This is a genomic window from Maribellus mangrovi, from assembly GCF_037646455.1.
In the GTDB taxonomy this organism is placed as follows: Bacteria; Bacteroidota; Bacteroidia; order Bacteroidales; family Prolixibacteraceae; genus Draconibacterium; species Draconibacterium mangrovi_A.
Genome location: NZ_JBBIXN010000001.1, coordinates 1,055,646 through 1,078,199 on the forward strand (window position 1 = coordinate 1,055,646; position 22,554 = coordinate 1,078,199).

Below are 22,554 nucleotides of genomic sequence, written 5' to 3' on the forward strand. Positions count from 1 at the left end.
ACCGAGTAACTCGCATGCGATACGATCGTGTTTGATTTGATATTTGTTACATGCTCGTTTCATCTTTCTAAAATTTTGAATTTAAATGCATTCAGATGATCCTGTTAAAAAGTGATATTTATACCACCAAAAACTGTTCTTGGCTGCGGGTAAATACCATGATCGATCCCATTGCTAAATACTCCACCACCAATTTCAGGGTCGTATCCCAGATACGGAGTGAAAGTCAATAAGTTCTCAGCAGAAACATAGAAACGAATTCTGTCAATTTTCAGGTAGTTGGTTACCGACGCCGGCAATGTATAACCCAGTGTAATGTTTCTGAGGCGCACAAAACTTGCATCGTGTACAAAGAAATCGCTCACCGTTTGCATGTTTTCGTTATCATCAACAAATGTTACGCGCGGATAGTTATTAGATGTTCCAGGACCGGTCCAGCGATTCAGCCATTCTCCGCGGTAGTTGGTACCGTTCATATCGTAACGACGTGTTGCATCGTACACTTCCTGTCCGAGTGCAGCATAAATAAACATGCTAAAATCGAATCCTGCATATTCCATTTCAAGGTTTAAACCTCCTGTAAAATCAGGATAAGGTGAACCAATATCTACACGGTCGTCCTCGGTAATTTGTCCGTCGCCATTCTCATCAATAAAGCGAATGTCGCCCGGTTTGGCCTGTGGCTGAATCAATCCGCCATCATTATTGGTGTAAGCAGCAACCTCTTCTTCAGTTTGGAAAATTCCATCGGTTTTAACGCCGTAGAAAATACCCATTGGTGTTCCAACACCGGCATACAAAATTCCTGATTGGCCAAAACCACCGTCTCCACCCTGCAGGCGTTTTTCGGCATTTTGAATATCGGTAACTTCGTTTTTATTGTAAGCTCCGTTGAGCGATGCACTGAAATAAAAATCACCAAATTGTTTGCGGTAGCTTACCTCAGCTTCAAAACCGCTGTTTTTTACTTCGCCACCATTGATAATTGGTGCAGAGTTACCCACCAACATAGGAACCGGTGCAGTAACCAACCAGTCTTTTGTAGTTTTGATGTAATAATCTAACGAAACACGTAAGCTGCTTTCCAGGGTTGCAAAGTCAACACCAATGTTGGTTTGCTCCGAAGTTTCCCATTTCAAAGACGGGTTTGCAATACGCGTTGGTTGTGTACCATTGTACTGAGTTTTGTTGTCGCCAAAATAATAGATGTTCTGGTTACCAATAATTGAAGTATAACCAAAATCACCTATGTTTTCGCTACCGTTCTGTCCCCAGCTGGCTCTCAGCTTCAACAGGTTGACTGTTCCTGAGGCATTTTCCATGAAATTCTCGCGTGAGATTACCCAACCTGCAGAGAATGACGGGAAGTAACCGTATTTATTTTCAGCACCAAAACGCGAAGAACCATCTCGGCGCAGCGTTGCGGCCAGCATGTAGCGGTCTTTATAGTCGTAGTTAATACGTCCGAAGATAGAAGCTACCGTGTGTTCCGAGAAACCACCGTAAACACTCATACTTTCAGGATCGGTTGCGTTATCAATGTATGAATGCTCCAGATCATCGAAGATCACATCCCTTTTGCTACCGCCAATGTTATTAAACTCATCCTGGAAGGCAGTGGTACCGGCCATTAAAGTAAAGTGATGATCATCGATCGTACGGTCGTAAGTCAATACATTTTCGAAGTTCCATCGGCTATATGTCCGCATCTGACGGTTAGCCTGATCGGTTGTTGTAAAGTGCAGTGCATCGAGGTAGTAATCAGGTGAATAACCACGGTCGTCGACCAAAGCAAATTCACCACTGTACGACGATTTCAAAGTTAAGCCTTTCAATGTCTCACTAAGTTTTCCAAAATCAATTTCACCGGTCAATCCACCAATAAATTTACTGGTTTTTGTTTCCGAGTTCACCTGGTCTAACAAAGCCACTGGATTCGTGATCTCCTGCAATCCAATTCCGAACTGCTCGGGAGTTGCCCACGATCCATCTTCGTTGTATACCGGAACAATTGGCGGCATGTTTAAGGCTTGAGCCAAACCGTTTCCAAAATGGCTGTTGGTATCAATTCCTTTACTGATTATGCGAACCAGGTTAACGTTACTGGTTAATTTAAAGAAACCGAATTCGCTAGTAGTATTCAAACGATAGCTGAACCTTTCATATTCCGATTTTCCCTTGGCCACAATACCTTCCTGATTAAAATAATTTATCGACGATGAATAAGTTGAACGTTGGGTACCTCCGTTAAAACTGATTGAGTGATTTTGTTTTGGTGCATCATAATTGAACATTTCATCCTGCCAGTCTGTGTCAGCAGTGTATCCGGCAATATCTTCGTTCGAGAAGAACAAAGAACCGTTTCCGTTCAATGATGCTTCATTCGTCAACATCATGTATTCCTGCGAATTCAGCAGGTTAATCTTTTTCCATGGATTTTGTACGCCGTAATAACCGTCGTACGATACCGTGAATTTTTCGTTTTTACTACCGCTTTTTGTGGTAATAAGAATTACACCGTTTGCACCACGTGCACCGTAAATAGCACACGAAGCAGCATCTTTCAGCACTTCAATCGACTCGATGTCGCCTGAAGAAAGAAAATCGGTTCCTGCTCCACTCATCGGAAGTCCGTCGATGATATAAAGCGGTTCCGCATCGCCGTTTGTTCCGATACCCCGGATACGAACCGATACGTTGTCGCCCGGTTGCCCTGAGTTACCTGATATTACAACACCGGCTGTTTTTCCCTGCAGCGCCTGTGTTACACGCATGTCGGATTGTTTCTTTAACGATTCGCCCTCCACTTTTGAAATGGCGCCTGTAACCAGACTTTTCTTTTGAACACCGTAACCGACAACCACCACCTCGTCAACGTCGAACGCGACGTTCTCCATTTGTACGTTAAGTTCGGTTCTTCCGGCTACAGCCAATTCCTGTGTTTTCATTCCCACAAATGAAAAAACAAGTACAGCATCAGCAGGAACAGTTAAAGAATATTCACCATCTACATTGGTGACCGTTCCATTTGTTGTACCTTTTTCTGCGATAGTTACACCCGGCAAGGGTTGATTATCATCCGCAGAAACGACTACACCTTTTAGTACAACTTCCTGTGCAAAAACACCCCAGGATAAAATTGTACTCAAAAGCAACATGAGAATTTTTCTCATTACGAGTTTTTCTTTCATAGATCAAATTTTGATATTAGTAATAATAGTTATTGTTCGAAATGTCTTGCACTTAATAAGTGTACAAGCTAGCTGTAAAATAATTTGGAATAAATTGGGGAATTACCTTTGGGGGTTTCCAAGGATAATTTTTGAATACCATAGTTACATAGTTTAGTTAAACAACAAATAATACAGCTTCAAATAAAAATGACCTGTTCATCAATATTTGTCGCTATTTATCTTTCGACGACAACAAATTTGACACAAAATCAGGCACATTTGCAAAATATTCGCCATCACATTATTACATCAGAAACATTTCATGAATACATCAAAAATACATCATTCATTTTTTATAAATCTGATTTACAGTATTTTGAAATACACAATTCTCACTAAATACTACCTCAATAAAAAATGTGTTGTACAACAGGAAATGAAAAACTATAAATTTATCAGAAAAGTGGACAGATTAACGTCACGGGAAAGCTCAAGCTTTTTACGCAGTCTGTATCTGCTGATTTCAACCCCGCGTTCGGAGATTGTAAGTAAAGTGGCAATTTCTTTTGTCGACATGTTCATTCGAATATAAGCACACAGTCTCAGGTCTTTTGGTGACAATTGCGGGAACTGTTCTTTCAGTCGTTCAAAAAATTCGGCATGCACCTCTTCAAAATAACTTTCAAATATTTTCTTTTGGTGCTGATTGTCGATCTCTTTGTCGATACGTTTCTTTAGAATGGCCATTCTCGATTTAACGGTACTATCTTCTGTTTCTTCAGACATCCGCTTAAGTTCCCCGGTTATTTTCGTCAGGAACTTGTTTTTGTTTACAATGTTCAGCGTTTGATTGGCGAGTTCCTTATCGAGCGAAAGTTTTTCAGCCTCCAGTTTTTCATTCTTCAGACGAATGATCTCTTTATCAGCCAATACCGATTGCTGTTCGAATTCCTTTTCTTTCTTTCGAAGTTCTTTTTCGTGTTTGTTCCGTTCCTTCTGTTTCGATTTCTCGAAGCGTTTGTTTACCAACCAAACAACAACTAAACCGAGTAGAAGTACCAGGAAGATGTACAAATACATAGCCATTCTTGACCGGTGCCACGGTGGCGTGATCACAAATGAATAGCTGGCTTCCTCGCTTTCAATATCAAAGCTGTTTCTGGCTTTTACACGAAATACGTATTCGTTCTCGGGCAAGTTGGTTAAATCGCGGTAAATATCATTCGACCACGATGACCAATGATCGGAATAATTTTCGATAAAATAAGAGAATTCAATCTGTTCAGGATTCTGGTAAAAAGGCGCTGAAAAATAAAAGCGAAAGGCATTCTTTTTAAAAGGAAATTCGTTTATTGTTTCCTGGCTCTCAGGATAAATCACGGTATCTAAATAAGGTACATCGACCTTTGTTATAAAGCATTTAAAAGGATGGTCGTAAGATGTTACAATGCGCGAAGAATAATGGGCAAATCCAGATTCCGTTGCAATAAATACATTGTCGATGCCATATGCATACAAGAATTCCCACCCTTGGACCAGCTTGTTACTTAATTGCTTGAATGGCGCCACAATTTTTGTATATGTACCATCGTCATTTTTATGCAACACCCCGGTTTCACTGTCAGCAATGTACCAGTAATTTCCTTTGGGATCTTTATCTACAAATTTCAATTGTTTATTTAAGTTGAAAAGCGCATTCATCTGCTCATCCTTCTCAAATCGATCATCAGTTTCATTGTATTTGTAAATACCATCAACCGTAGAAATGTACCATGCATTATCGATAACCAGCAATATATTCAGAGAATTTTGAGGCAAACCTTCATTTATACCATATAGTTTATTGTCGACAACCGAATCGCGAATTGCATTAAGCTTTATCCTGAAAATACCTCTTGTCCCGTGACTCATCCAAATATTACCATATTCGTCTTCAGCAAGAAAACGGCTCGATTCGCTGTAGCCTTTTGCTTTGTTAACAAGTTCCCAGTTATTACCGTCATAATGAAAAACCGTTAAACCACTAAAATTTCCACCAACGGCATAATCAGGATCTTCTTCAAGCTGTATAAAAGTCCACCCCCCTGGTTCGTCGCTTATTCTGGTGGCGCTCTTTCCTTCAACCTGAAAAGCACCAAGATTATGGCCACAAAGCAATTTCCCGTTCAATACTTTTAAACTCCAAACCTGTCCTTCGGTTTCCGGAACCAGTTCAAATTCATTCTGTTCAAAATTACCGCCAGCACTAAAAGGCTTCACAAAAAGCCCCTGATTTGTTCCCAGATAAAGCAAATGATCATGTACGATTGCGCAATAACCGGTACTTATTCCATCGGCACTCGAAATGTAACTTAATGGAGAATTCAACTCAATGTAATCCACCCCGTTGTCGAGTCCAAGCCATAAATTACCCGACCGGTCGTTATACAAACTTAAAATAGTATTGTTTTGAACCCCTTTTGTACGGTTGAGGTGTTGGATTATTACCCCGTCAGAATTGGTGATGATCAATCCGTTTAAAATGGTACCAATGGCCAGGTTGTTCCCATCAAGCCTTACGGCACAAAAAAGTATGTCTTTTTGCACTTGCTCGTTAACGGGCGCATTCCATTTCCCGAGCTTACCGTTTTTATACTCGTACCATCCGTTTTGCAGCGTTCCAATCAACAAATGATTTTCGTAAAAACTTACAATCGAACGTATTTCCTTGTCCCTTAAATCATCAGCCCACGGTACTTTATTCACAAATCCATTGATGTATTCAAAGAGTCCAACTCCCGGCTCGTGAAAAAACAAACGTTTGTTTACGTAAAAAGAATAGTAGAATTCCTCTTGCGGTTGAATGATTTTAATTTCGTCATCTTCATACATAAAAATGTACTGAAACGACTGAAAAACAATACCATATTGTGTGTCGTAAATCTTCCAGACGACATCTGTCTCCTTGACGTCATCGGGTAATTTATCGCGCAAACTGCGAAATACCGGGCCATCATTTGAATTGGTATCAAAAATTCCGAAATCATCGTCAAGCCCGACATAAATTGTTCCTTCATCGTCGATGCAAACCGACCTTACCGGTGATATTGAAACTCTGAACAGATCCCAGTTCAACCCGTCGAAACGAAGCAGACCATCGTTATTGGCGAAATACATAAAGCCATCCGGATCCTGCGCAACTCCCCAGTTTTGCGTACCTGCTTTATACACTACTTTGGGGTAATTCAGAATATTCGGAACACCAATCTTTTTTACCTGAGCAGCACCCAAAAGTGGAACAATGAAGAGTAATATGTACAGAATTCTTTTCAAATCTTAGGTAGGTTGGACTTTACACAACATTTATCGTTTTCTAAAATACAATATAAATAACAAGTTGTGAAATTAGCCGAAAAATTGAATATTTGAGCGGCATTTGCATTTCGTGTTTTAAATCAAAAACAATCAATTTAAGCTTAAAGCAGTGAACGAAACAGTGCTTTCTATTGTATTACTAAAAATACTCGAATTTTATGAATATTGACAAATATAAAAACCTGCGATACCGATTAATGGAAACCGAAGATTGGCCACTGGAATATATGTTTAAATTCATTGCGCCCAATCACGAAGGCAATGTTGACCGTATTAAAGCCTTTCTTCCCAGAGATGGGAAAATCACCTTCAAACACACACCAAATCTAAAACACGTTTCAGTTACTTGTATTGCTCTTATGGATTCTGCTGATGAAATCGTGGAGATTACCGAAAAGGTGGATGAGATTGAAGGGGTGATTGTACTATAAACCTGCAAATACATCTCCAAAATCAATTCCACTTCCTGACTCAGTCAATTAATTACTATTTTTAAGAAAAAAGGATTCAGATGAGTTCAGAAAAATCCAGGCGATTTAAAATCCCGCACGTATTCGTACTACTTACGGTTATCATTTTCTTATGCAGTGTTCTTTCATATGTGGTACCATCCGGAATCTATCAGCGCGAGACAATTAACATCGAAGGATCATCCCGAACAGTTGTCATCCCGGGAACGTACAGCAAATTAAACAAGCATATTTCGCTTAAAGGAATATTCTTTGGCGAATCAAATGACGAGGGAGCCAGTCCGGTCAGCTTAATTGGATTCCTAACGGCTATTCCCCGCGGTATGGCGGATGTAAAAGATGTTCCAAACATTATTTTCATGTTATTTATAATTGGAGGTGTATTGGGAATCTTTCAACGTACGGGAACCATAACGGCTTTTATACAAACGCTCTTTGAGCGCTTTTCAAATTCCGGACCTGTTCTGACCATTACCCTCATGCTTGCGGTTGGTATTGGTGGATCAACTTTTGGAATGGGAGAAGAGCTGATCCCATTGGTTCCTATATTCCTTATGGTGTCTTACAAACTTGGATATGACCGTATCTATGGCATGTCGATAATCTATCTGGGAGCACTTGTCGGTTTTGCGGCGGCAACAACTAATCCTTTTACCGTTCAGATTGCCCAGGGAATTGCCGAGGTTCCACCAGGCAGCGGCATACTGTTCAGAGTCGTGTTTTTTGTGGTGATCATGTCTGTGACAATTGGATACGTATTATTGTACGGAAGAAAGATCAGGAAAGATCCTTCAAAAATGATGATTCCGAATGATGATCCTTCAATTGCCGATATTAAAATGGAAAAACAACCACTGAAAATTTCGCACATCCTGATTCTTTCCAGTTCTGCAATTGTATTCTTTTATACAATATATGCCTTTCAGAAGAAGGGATGGTGGCTGAACGATATGTCGGGAGCATTCGTGTTGATGGGAATAATAGCAATCCTGGTCTCCGGCCTTTCTTTATCAGAAGCAATGAAAGCTTTTGTTAAAGGAATGGAAGAGATGGTAGTAGCTGCACTAGTGGTCGGATTTGCAAGTGGAATTCGTGTGGTACTTGAAGATGGTCAGATCCTCGATACGATAATTCATACATCTTCCGGATTAATGAACGATACATCCAGGATCGTAGCTGTTGAAGGGATGTTCGTCTTCCAAACCATACTCAATTTCTTCATCCCGTCAGGATCGGGTCAGGCTGCAGTAACCATGCCACTTATGGCTCCGCTGGCAGATGTGCTGGGTGTAAGCCGGCAAACTGCTGTCTTTGCTTTCACCTCAGGTGACGGATTTTCAAACATCATCATTCCCACCTCAGGAATCCTGATGGCGATGCTCAGCATGGCAAAAATCCCGTATGAAAAATGGCTGCGCTTCATCGCACCACTATTCCTTATCCTAGTGCTGATTGCAGGAATCTTTCTGGGAATTGCAGTATTGATTAATTATTAAGATTTACATCGAGATTATCAAAAAAACTGAACGACAAAGAAAGAAGCAGAATTAGCTTTATGCAAGTGTTACCGGGAAACATGAAATCAAAAAATATTACTTGTATGATATTGATTTGATTTTACGGGAAATATGCCATTTGAGAAATTTATATTGTAGATCAACAATAAAATTGTATTTTAACTTTTACAGAATGATTCTAACTACACTTGAACTAAGAATTTTTAATGGCAAACGGCAATACTAAAGGTTCACAACAGCATTTCTCTTCCCGATGGGGATTTATTCTCAGTGTTTTAGGTATAGCAATTGGTACAGGTAATATCTGGCGGTTTCCGCGCATTGTTGCCCAAAATGGTGGGGATGATGGTGCCGGTGCATTTTTGATTGCCTGGATTTCTTTTCTCTTTCTCTGGAGTATTCCCCTGATTATTGGAGAATATGTTTTAGGAATGAAACACCGTCGCGGGGTTGTTGCAACTTTTATCGAAGCAATCGGTAAAAAGTTCGCTTGGATGGGGTCTTTTGTTGCTTTTGTCGCCACAGCAATTACTTTTTTTTATTCTGTAGTGGTGGGGTGGTGCATATACTATTTTGCTTACACGCTAACACATTCGCTCCCTGATACCATGGAAACATCAATGACCATTTGGAATAAATATCAAAGTGGTGGATGGCCGCTTATTTCGCATGCTTTGGCTATGGGGTTAGGTGCCCTGGCCATTTGGAAGGGGGTTTCTTCCATCGAACGGGTTAATAAAATTCTGATTCCCACACTTCTTGTAATCCTCTTATTGAGCATCATTCGGGCACTTACTTTGGAGGGAGCCTGGTCCGGGGTAGTTTATTTGTTCAAGCCAGACTGGGAACAACTACAGAATCCCAAAATATGGTTGCAAGCACTTACGCAAAATGCCTGGGATACCGGTGCCGGGTGGGGCTTATTTCTGACCTATGCCATATACATGAAAAGAAAATTCGGTATTGTGAAAAATGCTTTTGCAACCGGCATTGGGAATAACCTTATTTCTCTGGTTTCCGGTATCATTATATTTGGGACTGTGTTTGCTGTTTTACAAACCGATATGGGTATGACGAAACCTGAAATTCTTGAAATCATGAAAACTAGTGGCCCCGCTTCAACAGGATTAACTTTTATTTGGATGCCACAGTTGTTTGCACGTATGTTTTTTGGGAATCCCCTTGCCGTATTGTTTTTTCTGGGATTAACTTTTGCAGGCTTTTCTTCTTTAATTGCGCAAATGGAACTGCCCACTCGTGTGTTAATTGACGGTGGCATGAGACGTCCCTGGGCAATTATTAGCGTGGTTTTAATCAGTTATTTGTTTGGTATTCCTTCAGCCCGAAATTTGAATTTTCTTAGTAACCAGGATTTTGTTTGGGGACTGGCCTTAATGATATCGGGGGCATTTATTGCGTTTATCTTAATCCGCGAAGGATTAGCTAATATAAGACAGAAAGAAATTCTAACAAACACAGATGATTGGAAACTTGGTATATGGTGGGAAAGGATAATGAAATTTTTTATCCCAATCGCTGCAGTCGTACTGCTGGTGTGGTGGCTTTCTCTTTCTGCTTCAGTAGATGATTGGTTTAACCCATTTAGTGCCTACAGCCTGATGACCTGCGTTGCGCAATGGATTATTGTAGTATTTATTCTTCTATTGTTAAATAACTGGATTAACAAGCGAATGAATAATCAATCACGATTGAGATAAATAACTACAGTGTAATAATTCAAAGATGCGGTTGCTTACTCGAAATAGGATAAATACTTCAGAAAGAATCATTCAAATCAGGGCTAAATAATAGACAAACAAGACTTTTTCGTGCAAATTTTGTGCAAACAAAAAAAGAGTCACAAGTAATAAATCTTGTAACTCTTTGATTGCTAAGTGGGCCCACCTGGGCTTGAACCAGGGACCCCCTGATTATGAGTCAGGTGCTCTAACCAACTGAGCTATAGGCCCAAAATGAAAACCATCAAGTAATCATGATTTTCGGCGTGCAAGTTTACAAATTTGCATGAAATTACGCAAGTAATTTTCTGCTTTTCACAGGAGGCAAAAAAAGGGTGTCGTTTGTTGACACCCTTAAACGAATATCTTATTCTTATTATGCAGGCATATCAGGTAAACTCCATGGTTTACGGTAGGTATGCTTGATTAGTTCAGCTGCAAATTCTTTGGCAGAAATTGGATCCGTCCATGTTTTGTCAAATGTTGGATGACCATCGTGAATCTTGAACCCATCTTTTACCACAGTACGGATGGTTTCATCATCAGTAAGGTTGGTAAACTGCATGTTTTCACCGTCCCAATCCAGCTCTTTATTCAACGACTGTAATCGAACGGCAAGAACTCCCATTACCACCATTTCGTTAAATGGTCCGGCTTCGCTAAAATCGGAAGCGGTTGGCACACGGTTCTCTGCACTTTCTTTACAAGCACGTACCCAATCCATTTCGTGACTGGTTTCTACGCGGCGACGGAATTTTGGGGCATCAGGTGTACGACCCGAAAGCAACCATGGATCTTTTCCATAACATCCGCAAACCAGCGTATCTTTTGATCCGTGGAACAATACACCACCACCCGAATCGTTAGGATTTCTTCCATCGGGCCAACCTTCTGGCAACATCGGCTTAATACCGCCATCGTACCAGTGAACGTCAACTTCAGGAAGTTTCATTTTCATTTTTTTCTTCGCTTTTCTTTCCGGAAAAGTAAGTTTTACCGATTGTGCTACGGGTGCGCAATCATTCAGCAACAAACTTGAATTTCCCTGTGCATGTATCGGATATCCTAATTCGAGACCAACAAACACAGGATGTAAAATATGACAGGCCATATCGCCAAGTGCTCCCGTTCCATAATCCCACCAACCACGCCAGTTCCATGGGTGGTAAATTTCATTGTAAGGACGCATCTTAGCCGGACCGATAAACAGGTCCCAATCCAAAGTTTCAGGAACCCACTGGCCTTGTTCGGGGGTATTCAAACCTTGCGGCCAAATCGGACGGTCGGTAAAAGCCTCCACTTTCTTTACATCTCCAATTTCGCCGTTTGCCAGCCATTCGGTTGTAAGATTTACTCCTTCGCCAGACGATCCCTGGTTACCCATTTGAGTAGCCACGTTGTATTTCTTAGCGAGTTTGGTCAGTAAGCGCGACTCGTAAACCGAATGAGTTAAAGGCTTTTGCACATAAACATGTTTCCCCATTGTCATGGCAGTAGCTGCAACAATGGCGTGGGTATGGTCGGCAGTTGCCACTACAACCCCGTCAATTTCTTTACCAATGTCATCGTACATCCGACGCCAGTCTTTGTACTTCTTTGCTTTTGGGAAGGTATCGAAAACACCATTACCTCCGGTGTATTTCCAATCCACGTCGCAGAGGCCAATAATATTTTCCGACTTCAGATTTTTAAGGTTAGCAAACCCCATTCCACCAACACCAACGCCGGCAATGTTCAGTTTGTCGCTGGGTGCTTTATGTCCCAAGCCAGCCACAGCATGACTCGGTACAATTGAAATTCCGGCTGCAACTGCGGCCGAAGTACCAATAAACGATCTTCTTGATACGTTACTTTTGTTTGATTTTTCCTCCATAATAATATTTGTTTAATCGGATAGGTATTTTATACTTTTTCAAAAAGTCTTTAAATATAGTCATATTGATACTTAAATCAACACCAAATGTTGTGAAACAAATAATCGATGAAAGACAAAAATGATATCCCCATTGATGACTGTAAGAAATACAATTTGAAAAATTGACTAAATATCAGTATTTTATATGTGCGGGTATAATTTTCGTCTATTTACGTTCAAAAAAATCGATTTGATGGGAGCACTTTTTCATTCTACTTTTGTTTCATCTTTTAAAGAAAACCAATTAAGAAATTATAAAACAAAAAAAGCATGAAATCAGTAGGAGAAAAATTCCCAAAATTTAAGAAAGAGGCTGTTTTGGCCAATAATCAGTTTGAAACGATTACCTCAGACGATCATAAAAAGGCAGGAAAATGGATGGTTATCTTTTTCTATCCGAAAGACTTTACCTTTGTTTGCCCAACCGAAATTGTTGAGTTTAACAACAATGCAGCTAAGTTTGCCGAACTGAATACCGAATTGTATGGTGTTTCTACCGATACACAGGAAGTTCACCTGGCCTGGAAAACCAACGATCCGCGATTAAACGATTTGGCTTTCCCATTAATTGAAGATACTTCAAAGTCGCTTAGCAAAAAATTGGGTATATTACAACCTGGCAGCGTGGCGTACCGTGCAACATTTATTGTTGATCCCGAAGGAATCATTCAGTGGGTAAATTGCAATAACGATTCTACGGGCCGTAACGTAAAAGAAGTTTTAAGAGCACTAGAAGCTACTCAAAATCCCGGACTAACCGGTTGCGACTGGCAGCCCGGCGATAAAACATTAATAACTGTGAACTAAAAAATTTGAAACATGACTGTAAGAAAAGTAAAATCAGTATGGAACGGAACCTTAAAAGGAGGTTCGGGGAAAATGGATATAACCGGTTATAGCGGCCCGTTTACATTTGCCTCGCGTTTCGAAAACGGAAAAGGAACAAACCCGGAAGAATTGGTAGGCGCAGCACAAGCCGGATGTTTTTCGATGTTCCTCTCAGCTTTAATCAGTGGAGAAGAACTTACGCCGGAAAGCATTGAAACAGAGGCAGCAGTAACCTTAGGCGAACTCGACGGTGGTCCTGCAATAACCAACATTAAATTAACCAGCGTAGTGAAATGCGAAGGTTTATCGCAGGAAAAATTTGATGAACTTGCAGCAGCAGCCAAGGAAAAATGTCCGATTTCGCGACTATATGCCGGTGGTACTGCCGGAATTGAACTTGATGCAAAACTGGTTTAATACCAGCACAACATATTGAGTGAGAGAAGGGAAGTTAACAGGATTAACTTAAGAGAAGAGGATAAAGGAGCTTTCGGGCTCCTTTTTTCATTTGTCCATCCAGTGTTTAAACTCCGACACACGATCGCGGCTAACAATCAGATCTTCTGTGCATTCTACCTCCAACTTCAGTTTTAAGCGAGTGGTTGAATAGGCCACAATTTCTGAAATACAGTTGATATTCACCAGGAAATTCCTGTTTATCCTGAAGAACTGTTCCGGATCGACCATGGTTTGCAACTGGTCGAGCGAATGATCGATGTCGTAGGTTTTCCCCGATGTAGTTTTCAGGAATGTATTTCGTTCTTCAACAAAAAAACAACAGATATCGGCCACCTTCACCGATTTAAAATGAGTCCCGACTTTCATAAAAAACCGTGTTTTATACTTTTTCGAAACCTGCTCGATTACCCGGGTGACCCGGCTGGTAAAATCCGATTCATTAAAAATATTTCTGAATTTTTGAAGTGCCTTTTTTAAATCTTCCTCACTAATGGGTTTCAATAAATAATCAACGCTGTTCACTTTAAATGCCCGAATGGCATATTCGTCGAAAGCTGTGGTAAAAATTACCGGAGCCTGTAGTTTTATCGCTTCGAAAATTTCGAATGAAATGCCGTCTTCCAACTGAATGTCCATAAACACAAGGTCGGGTGCCGGATGCGATCCGAACCAATTTACAGCCTCTTCCACCGATTCCAAGATCCTTAATATCTCGATTCCCGGAACCGTTCGCTGAAGCTGATCCGCCAGCTTTTCAGCCGCTAAATGTTCATCTTCTACAATTACTACTTGCATCATTTCACGGGTTAAGAGGTAGTTTCACCACAAATTCATCTTGTGTTTTCACGATTTCAATTTCACGATCGAGTATCAATCGGCAGCGCTCATCCAGGTTTTTCAATCCAATTCCTGAAGAAGTACCCAATTGTTCCTTTTCCTGCAAATTATTCCTTACTACTATCTTGTCCAATCCTTCGTAATGAATCGTGATCCGTAAAGGTTCTTTACGTGAAGCCACATTGTGTTTTAATGCATTTTCAACCAGCATTTGCAGCGAAACCGGAACAATCATTTCTGATCCCTGCCCGTTTGATTCAACCTGAAGTTCAATCTTTTCCTGATCGCGAACCTTTTGTAGCGCAAAAAAGTCATTCACAAAAGCAAGTTCATCCTTCAAGGGAACCAAATCTTTATCCTGGTTTTCAAGTACATATCGATAAACTGACGACAGTTTCAAAATAAATTCTTCCGATAGGTCCACATCTTTTCGAACCAGCGACGACAAAGTATTTAAACTATTAAAAAGAAAATGCGGATTGACCTGGCTCTTCAATGTCTCGTACTGAAAGATTAGCTTTTCTTCCCTTAGCTTTTGCATGCTTTTTAAGGCATCGGTCCATTGAGAATAAAAGAAGAATAGAGCACCCAGTCCAAATCCAATAATTACTGCGTTAAAAAAGAACTTGAGATCAGCACTAAAAAGACTGGGTAAATATTGTGAAAAATCGGATCCGGAACGTATGAAATGATAGGTGTAAAGTGATACGTAAAGCATAAATGCAACTGCCAAAACGGTGAGATAGAAGAGTATAAATCGAATTAATGTGGTTTTTATAACTCCGGGTGCATCAGGTTTAACACCATAAAAAAACAGGTACCCCAGCCACAAAAATAACTCCAACTGAAGAAAAGTAAGGACGAGCATGTTTAAGAGTCCCGAATGAATTATTTTTTGAAATAAGATCAGGCTGAAAAGGGCACTAACACCAACTGCGCCAGCCAATACAAGCAGGTGCCAAATTACTTTTTGCCGAACTGTTTTATTTGCCGTTGGATGTTTCATGATTTGGTTTTTGAAAATACTAAAACTAATTCTTTTTGATGTTAGGACAATACATATAATTGCCGGGTAAATGGAATCGGGCGGCGGCGATTGCTCGCCGACACCCAATCCGTATCTAATAATCAGTGCTATTTAGATTATCCGTTTAAACGTAATTTCTCGCGTGGCATCCATTAATTGTTTTTGAGTGGCACCGGGAAACAGTAATTCCATTACCACATCTTCGAACAATACAGCATGTTCAATCTGTTTGTCTTCCAACGACACCCAAATGGTTCCCCAATAGTGACTGCGCCCTTTCATTTCGAGGCTTTCCGTTTTTATTTCCAGCGGATTATTCAAAGTCCGGTATTCAATTACCGCGCAGTTTTCATTGTTTCGTTCCGAGACTCCCGTCCAGGTTAATTGAATGTCTTTATTTTCGAAATACCCCTGACCGGCCAAATCCACTTTCCCGTTCATTCCCTCCACGGCATAAGGCAAATTAAGTTGCAATTTGTCGAAATAAGCCCAGGCAAATCCTTCGATCCCAAGCATGTCCCAAACCAGGTTTTTGGTAAAATCAGCATACTCAGTAAAAGCTTCAAATTTCTCGGCTTTTAACATGTCTTCATTGGGTAGGTAGGTAAAGTTTTCCATGTAAGCAACAGGAGAAGGACTGGGGAATTTAGCATTTCGGTCGGGCGAATTCGACTGTGAAAAACTAACATTGTTCCATTTTACTTTTCCTCCTTCAAGCCCGCGGGTGTAGTCGCCACAAATCTGTTGCTTGTTATAAAAGTTGCCAAAGATATCACCGTTGTAATGCGTAGTTGTCACCCGAAAATGCTGAATTTCATCGATCAGTTCCAGATCGTTTGGAAGCTTTTCAGGAATATTAAGTTTTTGGATTTGCTGCGCGACAACATTTGTTGCCAGGGCCAGTGCGAGAAATAAAGAAATTGTTTTCATGGCTTTTTTGATTTTGAATGATTTCTGATCCAAAATTCGCAGAATGAAAACATTTTAGAAAAAAAGAGTTGCTGAACGGGAGATATTGGGGGACGAACGGGAAAGAAAAAAGCTGACCGGAAATCCGATCAGCTTTTCAATTTATTTTTTGCCTTTTCTGTTTGCCAGTTCTATGCCAATTCGCTGGCCTTTGTAACGGGCATTTTTAAAGGATTTCATAATTTCTTTTTCGTAGCGTTGATCCACTTCAAAAAAGGAGAAGCCTTTCAATACTTCAATATTACCAATTTCAACGCTTTTCCCAGGCATATTCTGGTTGATCAGATCAATAATTGAGCGCTTGTTGACGCCATTTTTCTTACCTACGCTACAAAAGAAACGCGAGTAAGTGTAGGAACCACTTCTTCCTCTGCCCCGGTCACCGCGAATACTATCCTCGCGTCCGCGTTTTTTCCGATCGCCACGTTGCGACTCTCTTTCAAAAGCTTCATCAACATTAATATCTTTGGCATTTTCGTAGTATTTAAGAAAACGATTGAACTCAACAGAGACAAAACGTTTAATTAGATCTTCGCGTTCGAGCCAAGCCAGTTTCTTGTAAATAACCGGTAAAAAAGGCTCGATCTGTTCATTATTTACCTCTACCTTTTCCATCCTGTCGATAAGGTTAAACAGTTGTTTTTCACAAATTTCCTTGCCGCTTGGAACTGCAACCTTAACAAATTTCTTACCTATTTTACGCTCAACGTCCTTGAGTTTCCCTTTTTCGCGCATGTGAATCAGCGTGATGGAAATTCCACGTTTCCCGGCACGTCCGGTACGTCCGCTTCGGTGAATATACACCTCCGGATCATCGGGTAGGTTATAGTTGATAACATGAGTAAGGTCGTTCACATCCAGACCACGAGCTGCCACATCAGTAGCGACCAGCATTTGCAGGTGTCCGGCACGAAATCGTGACATCACATGATCGCGCTGCGCCTGTGATAAATCGCCATGAAGCGCATCGGCGCTATATCCGTCCTTCATTAATTTATCGGCAACCTCCTTGGTTTCAGCACGCGTGCGGCAGAATATAATTCCATAAACACTTGGATTAATATCTGCGATACGTTTCAATGCGATGTAGCGGTCTTTGGCATGCACCAGGTAATAATGATGCTCCACGTTTTCAGCACCAATGTTTTTCTTCCCAACTGAAATTTCATGCGGATCAGTCATGTATTTTTTGGAAATGGAAACGATCTCTTTTGGCATGGTAGCCGAAAAAAGCAAGGTCTGTTTCTCTGCCGGCGTATCCTCCAGGATTCCGTCCAGGTCGTCTTTAAATCCCATTGAAAGCATTTCATCGGCCTCATCGAGCACCAACCACTGAATGCCATGAACTTTAAGCTTTTTCCTGCGAATGAGGTCGAAAGTTCTTCCCGGAGTTCCCACAACAATCTGAGCTCCCGATTCAAGAGCTTTAATTTGCTTTTTGATGTCAGCGCCACCATATAAAACAGCTATCTTCAGCTTACTAATGTTCTTTGAAAACTGTTCGAGGTCGGCGGCAATTTGCAATGCCAGTTCCCGTGTTGGGCTTAAAATTAATGCCTGCGGTGCATTTGCTGTATTATCAATTTGCTGAATAATGGGCAAGCCAAAAGCCGCGGTCTTTCCTGTTCCTGTTTGAGCCAATGCGACCATATCCTGATCGCTTTCCAGTAAAAACGGAACTGCTTTTTCCTGTATCGGCGTGGGCTTCTCAAATCCAATTTCCTGAATAGCCTCCAGGATTTCAGACCTTAAACCCATTGATTCGAATAAATTCATCTATAATTTTTAAAGTGGCCGCAAAGGTACTCCTTTAATTTGTTTTTCAGCGATTTATGCAAAACTTTCAGGAAATTTAACGTTCACCAAATCCCACTCCAATACAAGCTTGTCGGATTCAACATCGTTTTATCTTTTTTACACCTGAAAGCACTGCATTTTAAGGGGGATTCTCTTACATTTGTTACTAGGTATCATACAAAAAAGATCTTATGAATCTTTCCATGCCATTGAAAACAAAACGTTATTTCCGGCAGTTACTCCTTATTATAGGACTGATCGTCGGTCTGTTCAAGGGTGTATGTGCTCAGGTAAGCGATACAATTGTGCCTGTGGATGAAGACCCTGAAAAGATTTTGAGCAGAATAAATATCCGGCAGGTGACCACAAGCGGCTTTAATTTCTGGCAGGATGATTTCACAGGGCACTGGGCAGGAATCGATATTGGATTCAATCTGTTTTTAAATGAAGATTACTCGGGCTACGACAATGATTTCATGAGTAACGATGTGCTTCGTTCAAATTCGTTGTACATCAATTTTGTTCAACAAAGTATCGGTCTGCAACGCAACAGAAGTACCATTGGGTTGGTAACCGGGCTTGGACTTCGGATGTACAGTTACCGTCTGGACGACAATACTTCCATTGTTTTGGATGAAAACAATGTGGTGCAACCACAGGAACTGACTTTTAATGATATCAAAAAATCGAAACTGGGATTGGTGTCGCTGGTACTTCCCGTGCTGGCCGAATTTCAGATACCGGTAAATAATTACAGGAACCGGATGTACATTTCTGGAGGCATGTATGGCAGTGTGCGATTGACCAGCCACACAAAAGTGAAATACAAGGTGGAACAAAACGAAAAACTTAAGGTAGTGGATCATTTCTCGCTGCGCGATTTCAACTACGGATTGATGATACGAACCGGATACCGTTGGATAAATCTTCATGCCACTTATGACCTGGTCTCCTTTTTCAAAGAAGACAAAGGCCCTGAACTAACACCTTTTTCCTTCGGAATCACCTTGTTACGATTTTAGGTATTCTCCTTCGTCTGAACCAATAAACTACAATCTAACATGCTTAAACCAACTGTATTGATTCTGCTTTTTTCGATCCTTATTTTTCAGGCAAACGCCCGGGAAATGGAAGTAGACTCCATTTCAGTAAAAGCATACCAAATACCGGTTCTAAAAGGAAAAATCACGAATCCGGTTCTTGAAATCAGGATCTTCACCTCGGGTAAAGAAAATAATCTCAAACTACAGAAAATTAACACTGAGATTTGGGGAAACTTACCAAACACAGATATTGATGAAATTTCAGCATATTTTGCAGCTAATTATCACGAATTGGATGCGAGCAATATTTTCGGAACAAGAAAAAACATAAAACAGCATACAGCAATAAAAGGTGAACAGAAACTTTTGGAAGGAATTAATACTTTTTGGCTGGCCTTAAATATGGCCCATCAGGCTGAATTGACGAACACCGTCAAAGTCGCTTGCAAAAAACTTACTATTTCAGGGCATACATATTCTGTTAAAAACACCGAAAAGACACCTGAATTAAGATATGGAATTGCTTTACGAAAACATCTAGATGATGGCATTAACACCTACAGAATTCCCGGTCTGGCTACCACCAACAAAGGAACACTAATTGCCGTTTACGACAATCGGAAAAACAGTGCAACCGATTTACAGGAAGACATAAATGTTGGCATGAGCCGCAGTACTGATGGCGGTCGTTCGTGGGCTCCCATGAAAGTTATTATGAATATGGGCAAATGGGGCGGCAAAGCTGAAATAGAAAATGGTATTGGCGATCCGTCGGTGCTTGTCGACCGGAAGACCAACAACATTTGGGTAGCTGCTGTTTGGGCGCATGGCCATCCCGGACAAAGAAACTGGTTTGCATCGAAACCCGGTATAAAACCGGAAGAAACCAGCCAGCTGATGCTGGTGAAATCGGAGGACGACGGACTTACCTGGTCGGAACCAATAAATATTACCCAACAAGTAAAAAATCCCAAATGGCATTTGCTTTTACAGGGACCCGGTAAAGGTATTACCATGAAAGACGGCACACTGGTTTTTCCTGCCCAATTTAAAGATGAAAATGAAATCCCCTACTCTACTATAATATGGAGCAAAGATCGCGGCGAAAACTGGCACATTGGCACTGGCGCTAAATCGCACACTACCGAAGCCCAGGTTATTGAGTTAAACAAGGGGCAACTGATGTTAAATATGCGCGACGACCGTAACCGAAACAACTCTACTGAAAAAAACGGACGTGCAGTTTATGTAAGCGGTGATCTCGGAACGACCTGGACGGAACATCCGACATCAAACCACACTTTACAGGAACCAAACTGCATGGCCAGCCTTATTAAAGATACTTTTGAAATAAGAGGAAAATTGCAATCGCTGGTGGTATTCAGTAATCCAAATTCAAAGACCAAACGAGACCATTTAACCATTAAAGTCAGTTTTGATGACGGCAACACGTGGCCTTCGGAGTACAATTTTCTTATCGATGAATTGGGGGGAAGAGGCTATTCCTGCATGACGAAGATCGATGAAAAACATATCGGCATTTTGTATGAAGGAAGTCAGGCCGACCTGACCTATCAGATCATCCCCATCGAGAGCATCATCCATCAGCAAGAACCATTAAATTACATTTTTGAAAGTGGCACCGAAGGTTATACTACTTTTCGCATACCGGCCATTGCACGAACAAACTCCGGAAGATTACTCGCTTTTGCCGAAGGACGCATAAACGGAAGTTCAGATACGGGCAATATCGATCTGGTTATGAAAAGTTCGGATGATGACGGAAAAACCTGGAGCCCGCTAAAAGTAATCTGGAACGACGGTGACAATGTTTGTGGAAATCCGGCACCGGTTGTTGATACCGAAACAGGTGAAATTCATTTATTGATGACCTGGAACCTGGGAGAGGATCACGAACGAGATATTATTGACCTGAAAAGCAAAGACACCCGACGCGTTTTTGTGTCTTTATCGTCGGACAACGGAGATAGCTGGACAACTCCAACAGAAATCACTTCGAGCGTAAAAGAAAAGAACTGGACCTGGTATGCCACCGGCCCCTGTCATGGTATTCAAATTGAATCGGGCAAAAACAAAGGCCGTCTGCTTATTCCCTGTGATCATATTGAAGCCGCAACCAAACACTATTATTCACATGTCATTTATTCCGATGATAATGGGAAAACCTGGCTTCTTGGTGGTACTACTCCGCAACATCAGGTTAACGAAAGCACTGTTGCAGAACTTCCGGGCGGAAAGCTGGTACTAAACATGCGTAATTACGACCGAGAACAGAAAGCACGTAAAATAAGTTACAGCAATGATGGTGGATTAACCTGGTCGAAACTTCAGTCGGATACCGCCTTGATTGAACCAATATGCCAGGCCAGTTTACTGTACACCAAAGCCAACAATTCGGTGTGGTTTCTGAATCCGGCCAGCACCGACAGTCGCACAAATATGACATTAAAAAGGAGTGTCGACCAAGGTAAAACCTGGAAAGTTCACAAAGTACTGCATCCCGGACCAGCGGCATATTCCGACTTGTGCCAAATCAACAAAAACACCTTAGGCTGTTTGTTCGAAGCAGGAATGCAGAATCCGTATCAGGGGATTGTTTTTACCACTGTACATATAGAAAAATAAACACCATGAAACCGTATATTTTAGAAGAAACCAACTGGAAGCAAATCAAAAATCAGAAATACGATGTGGCCATTCTTCCCTGGGGAGCCACCGAGCCACACAATTACCATTTGCCCTATGGTACTGATTCGCTGGAAACGGCAAAAATTGCTGCTTTGTCTGCCGAAAAAGCGTGGAACGGAGGAGCAAAAATCATGGTGTTGCCAACAATTCCACTTGGAGTTCAGAACGTTGGCCAACTTGAACTGTCGTTTTGTTTGCACACACTTCCTTCAACCCAAACCCTGATTTTTAAAGACATTGTTACGGCACTCGACAGGCAGGGAATTAAAAAGCTGGTGATCATGAACGGTCATGGCGGAAACGATTTCAAGCCTATCATCCGTGAGATTCAACCACAATTTCCCGAAATGTTCCTGTCGCTGGTTGAATGGTTTAAACTTCTCGATCCTGAAAAGTATTTCGTAGAAGCCGGCGATCACGCCAACGAGATGGAAACCAGCATCATTTTACATTTTTCCCCGGAGCTCGTTTTGCCGCTTTCCGAAGCCGGAGATGGAAGTCAAAAATTACCCAAACTAAAAGCTTTGAGAGATAAAACAGCCTGGGCACCGCGTCGGTGGGACAAAGTATCGGAAGATACCGGAATCGGGAATCCAAAAAAATCAACAGCCGAAAAAGGCGAAAAATTTGTAACAGATGTTACCGATGAAATAGCCGCTTATTTTGTTGAACTGGCAGCATGCGATATTCACGATCTTTACGAAAAATAAAACTTCC

General features: G+C 41.2%; 15 protein-coding genes and 1 tRNA gene. 8 read left to right on the top strand and 8 right to left on the bottom strand.

Annotation, left to right across the window (positions count from 1 at the left end; genetic code table 11):
• Positions 1 to 104: 104 nt before the first annotated feature.
• Both WFY05_RS03990 and WFY05_RS03995 read right to left on the bottom strand, forming a co-directional pair.
• Positions 105 to 3,191 carry a SusC/RagA family TonB-linked outer membrane protein gene (locus tag WFY05_RS03990; protein ID WP_340111433.1) on the bottom strand — a complete coding sequence of 1,029 codons (3,087 nt, stop codon included), beginning with the start codon at positions 3,189 to 3,191 and terminating at the stop codon, positions 105 to 107.
• Positions 3,192 to 3,617: 426 nt separating this feature from the next.
• Entirely contained in the window at positions 3,618 to 6,485 is a 2,868-nt protein-coding gene (locus WFY05_RS03995) for a ligand-binding sensor domain-containing protein (RefSeq protein WP_340111434.1), read from the bottom strand.
• A 200-nt stretch (positions 6,486 to 6,685) separates the two neighbouring features.
• On the opposite strand from WFY05_RS03995, the gene WFY05_RS04000 reads away from it, so the two are divergent.
• The 3 genes from WFY05_RS04000 to WFY05_RS04010 all read left to right on the top strand — a co-directional run bounded on the left by WFY05_RS04000 (position 6,686) and on the right by WFY05_RS04010 (position 10,232).
• Positions 6,686 to 6,958 carry a DUF493 family protein gene (locus tag WFY05_RS04000; RefSeq protein ID WP_340111435.1) on the top strand — a complete coding sequence of 91 codons (273 nt, stop codon included), beginning with the start codon at positions 6,686 to 6,688 and terminating at the stop codon, positions 6,956 to 6,958.
• Between the two features lie 80 nt (positions 6,959 to 7,038).
• Positions 7,039 to 8,493 (top strand): YfcC family protein, encoded by a 1,455-nt coding sequence (locus WFY05_RS04005; protein ID WP_340111436.1) that lies wholly within the window; start codon positions 7,039 to 7,041, stop codon positions 8,491 to 8,493.
• Positions 8,494 to 8,720: 227 nt separating this feature from the next.
• On the top strand, positions 8,721 to 10,232 hold the full coding sequence (locus WFY05_RS04010; RefSeq protein WP_340111437.1) for a sodium-dependent transporter: 1,512 nt from the start codon (positions 8,721 to 8,723) through the stop codon (positions 10,230 to 10,232).
• Between the two features lie 178 nt (positions 10,233 to 10,410).
• Here the strand turns inward: WFY05_RS04010 and WFY05_RS04015 are convergent.
• Positions 10,411 to 10,484: transfer RNA gene (locus WFY05_RS04015), tRNA-Ile, on the bottom strand.
• 145 nt (positions 10,485 to 10,629) lie between these two features.
• Positions 10,630 to 12,126 carry a glycoside 3-dehydrogenase gene (locus tag WFY05_RS04020; RefSeq protein ID WP_340111438.1) on the bottom strand — a complete coding sequence of 499 codons (1,497 nt, stop codon included), beginning with the start codon at positions 12,124 to 12,126 and terminating at the stop codon, positions 10,630 to 10,632.
• A 312-nt stretch (positions 12,127 to 12,438) separates the two neighbouring features.
• On the opposite strand from WFY05_RS04020, the gene WFY05_RS04025 reads away from it, so the two are divergent.
• Positions 12,439 to 12,975: a peroxiredoxin gene (locus WFY05_RS04025; RefSeq protein ID WP_340111439.1), complete on the top strand. Its 537-nt coding sequence runs from the start codon at positions 12,439 to 12,441 to the stop codon at positions 12,973 to 12,975.
• Between the two features lie 12 nt (positions 12,976 to 12,987).
• Positions 12,988 to 13,413 (top strand): OsmC family peroxiredoxin, encoded by a 426-nt coding sequence (locus WFY05_RS04030; protein ID WP_340111440.1) that lies wholly within the window; start codon positions 12,988 to 12,990, stop codon positions 13,411 to 13,413.
• 87 nt (positions 13,414 to 13,500) lie between these two features.
• On the opposite strand, the gene WFY05_RS04035 is transcribed toward WFY05_RS04030, so the two are convergent.
• The 4 genes from WFY05_RS04035 to WFY05_RS04050 form a co-directional block, all read right to left on the bottom strand.
• Complete coding sequence (locus tag WFY05_RS04035; RefSeq protein ID WP_340111441.1) at positions 13,501 to 14,253, bottom strand: LytR/AlgR family response regulator transcription factor; 753 nt, start codon at positions 14,251 to 14,253, stop codon at positions 13,501 to 13,503.
• 1 nt (position 14,254) lies between these two features.
• Positions 14,255 to 15,298, bottom strand: coding sequence for a sensor histidine kinase (locus WFY05_RS04040; RefSeq protein ID WP_340111442.1), 1,044 nt, complete (start codon positions 15,296 to 15,298; stop codon positions 14,255 to 14,257).
• 132 nt (positions 15,299 to 15,430) lie between these two features.
• A complete protein-coding gene (locus WFY05_RS04045) occupies positions 15,431 to 16,249 on the bottom strand; it encodes a hypothetical protein (RefSeq protein ID WP_340111443.1) in 819 nt (272 codons plus the stop codon).
• Positions 16,250 to 16,390: 141 nt separating this feature from the next.
• Positions 16,391 to 18,064, bottom strand: coding sequence for a DEAD/DEAH box helicase (locus WFY05_RS04050; RefSeq protein ID WP_340111444.1), 1,674 nt, complete (start codon positions 18,062 to 18,064; stop codon positions 16,391 to 16,393).
• A 212-nt stretch (positions 18,065 to 18,276) separates the two neighbouring features.
• On the opposite strand from WFY05_RS04050, the gene WFY05_RS04055 reads away from it, so the two are divergent.
• Genes WFY05_RS04055 through WFY05_RS04065 form a run of 3 tightly spaced genes read left to right on the top strand, consistent with a single transcriptional unit; the run spans position 18,277 to position 22,547 of the window.
• Positions 18,277 to 19,107, top strand: coding sequence for an outer membrane beta-barrel protein (locus WFY05_RS04055; protein ID WP_340111445.1), 831 nt, complete (start codon positions 18,277 to 18,279; stop codon positions 19,105 to 19,107).
• Positions 19,108 to 19,146: 39 nt separating this feature from the next.
• Positions 19,147 to 21,774: an exo-alpha-sialidase gene (locus tag WFY05_RS04060; RefSeq protein ID WP_340111446.1), complete on the top strand. Its 2,628-nt coding sequence runs from the start codon at positions 19,147 to 19,149 to the stop codon at positions 21,772 to 21,774.
• Positions 21,775 to 21,779: 5 nt separating this feature from the next.
• A complete protein-coding gene (locus WFY05_RS04065; protein ID WP_340111447.1) occupies positions 21,780 to 22,547 on the top strand; it encodes a creatininase family protein in 768 nt (255 codons plus the stop codon).
• Positions 22,548 to 22,554 lie beyond the last annotated feature (7 nt).

Excerpts from the sequence above, each read along its gene's own strand:
- WFY05_RS04050 (WP_340111444.1), bottom strand. The coding sequence starts at position 18,064 with ATGAATTTATTCGAATCAATGGGTTTAAGGTCTGAAATCCTGGAGGCT.
- WFY05_RS04000 (WP_340111435.1), top strand. The coding sequence starts at position 6,686 with ATGAATATTGACAAATATAAAAACCTGCGATACCGATTAATGGAAACC.
- WFY05_RS04020 (WP_340111438.1), bottom strand. The coding sequence starts at position 12,126 with ATGGAGGAAAAATCAAACAAAAGTAACGTATCAAGAAGATCGTTTATT.
- WFY05_RS04060 (WP_340111446.1), top strand. The coding sequence starts at position 19,147 with ATGCTTAAACCAACTGTATTGATTCTGCTTTTTTCGATCCTTATTTTT.
- WFY05_RS04035 (WP_340111441.1), bottom strand. The coding sequence starts at position 14,253 with ATGATGCAAGTAGTAATTGTAGAAGATGAACATTTAGCGGCTGAAAAG.
- WFY05_RS04010 (WP_340111437.1), top strand. The coding sequence starts at position 8,721 with ATGGCAAACGGCAATACTAAAGGTTCACAACAGCATTTCTCTTCCCGA.
- WFY05_RS04045 (WP_340111443.1), bottom strand. The coding sequence starts at position 16,249 with ATGAAAACAATTTCTTTATTTCTCGCACTGGCCCTGGCAACAAATGTT.
- WFY05_RS04030 (WP_340111440.1), top strand. The coding sequence starts at position 12,988 with ATGACTGTAAGAAAAGTAAAATCAGTATGGAACGGAACCTTAAAAGGA.
- WFY05_RS04040 (WP_340111442.1), bottom strand. The coding sequence starts at position 15,298 with ATGAAACATCCAACGGCAAATAAAACAGTTCGGCAAAAAGTAATTTGG.
- WFY05_RS04055 (WP_340111445.1), top strand. The coding sequence starts at position 18,277 with ATGAATCTTTCCATGCCATTGAAAACAAAACGTTATTTCCGGCAGTTA.
- WFY05_RS03990 (WP_340111433.1), bottom strand. The coding sequence starts at position 3,191 with ATGAAAGAAAAACTCGTAATGAGAAAAATTCTCATGTTGCTTTTGAGT.
- WFY05_RS04005 (WP_340111436.1), top strand. The coding sequence starts at position 7,039 with ATGAGTTCAGAAAAATCCAGGCGATTTAAAATCCCGCACGTATTCGTA.
- WFY05_RS04025 (WP_340111439.1), top strand. The coding sequence starts at position 12,439 with ATGAAATCAGTAGGAGAAAAATTCCCAAAATTTAAGAAAGAGGCTGTT.
- WFY05_RS04065 (WP_340111447.1), top strand. The coding sequence starts at position 21,780 with ATGAAACCGTATATTTTAGAAGAAACCAACTGGAAGCAAATCAAAAAT.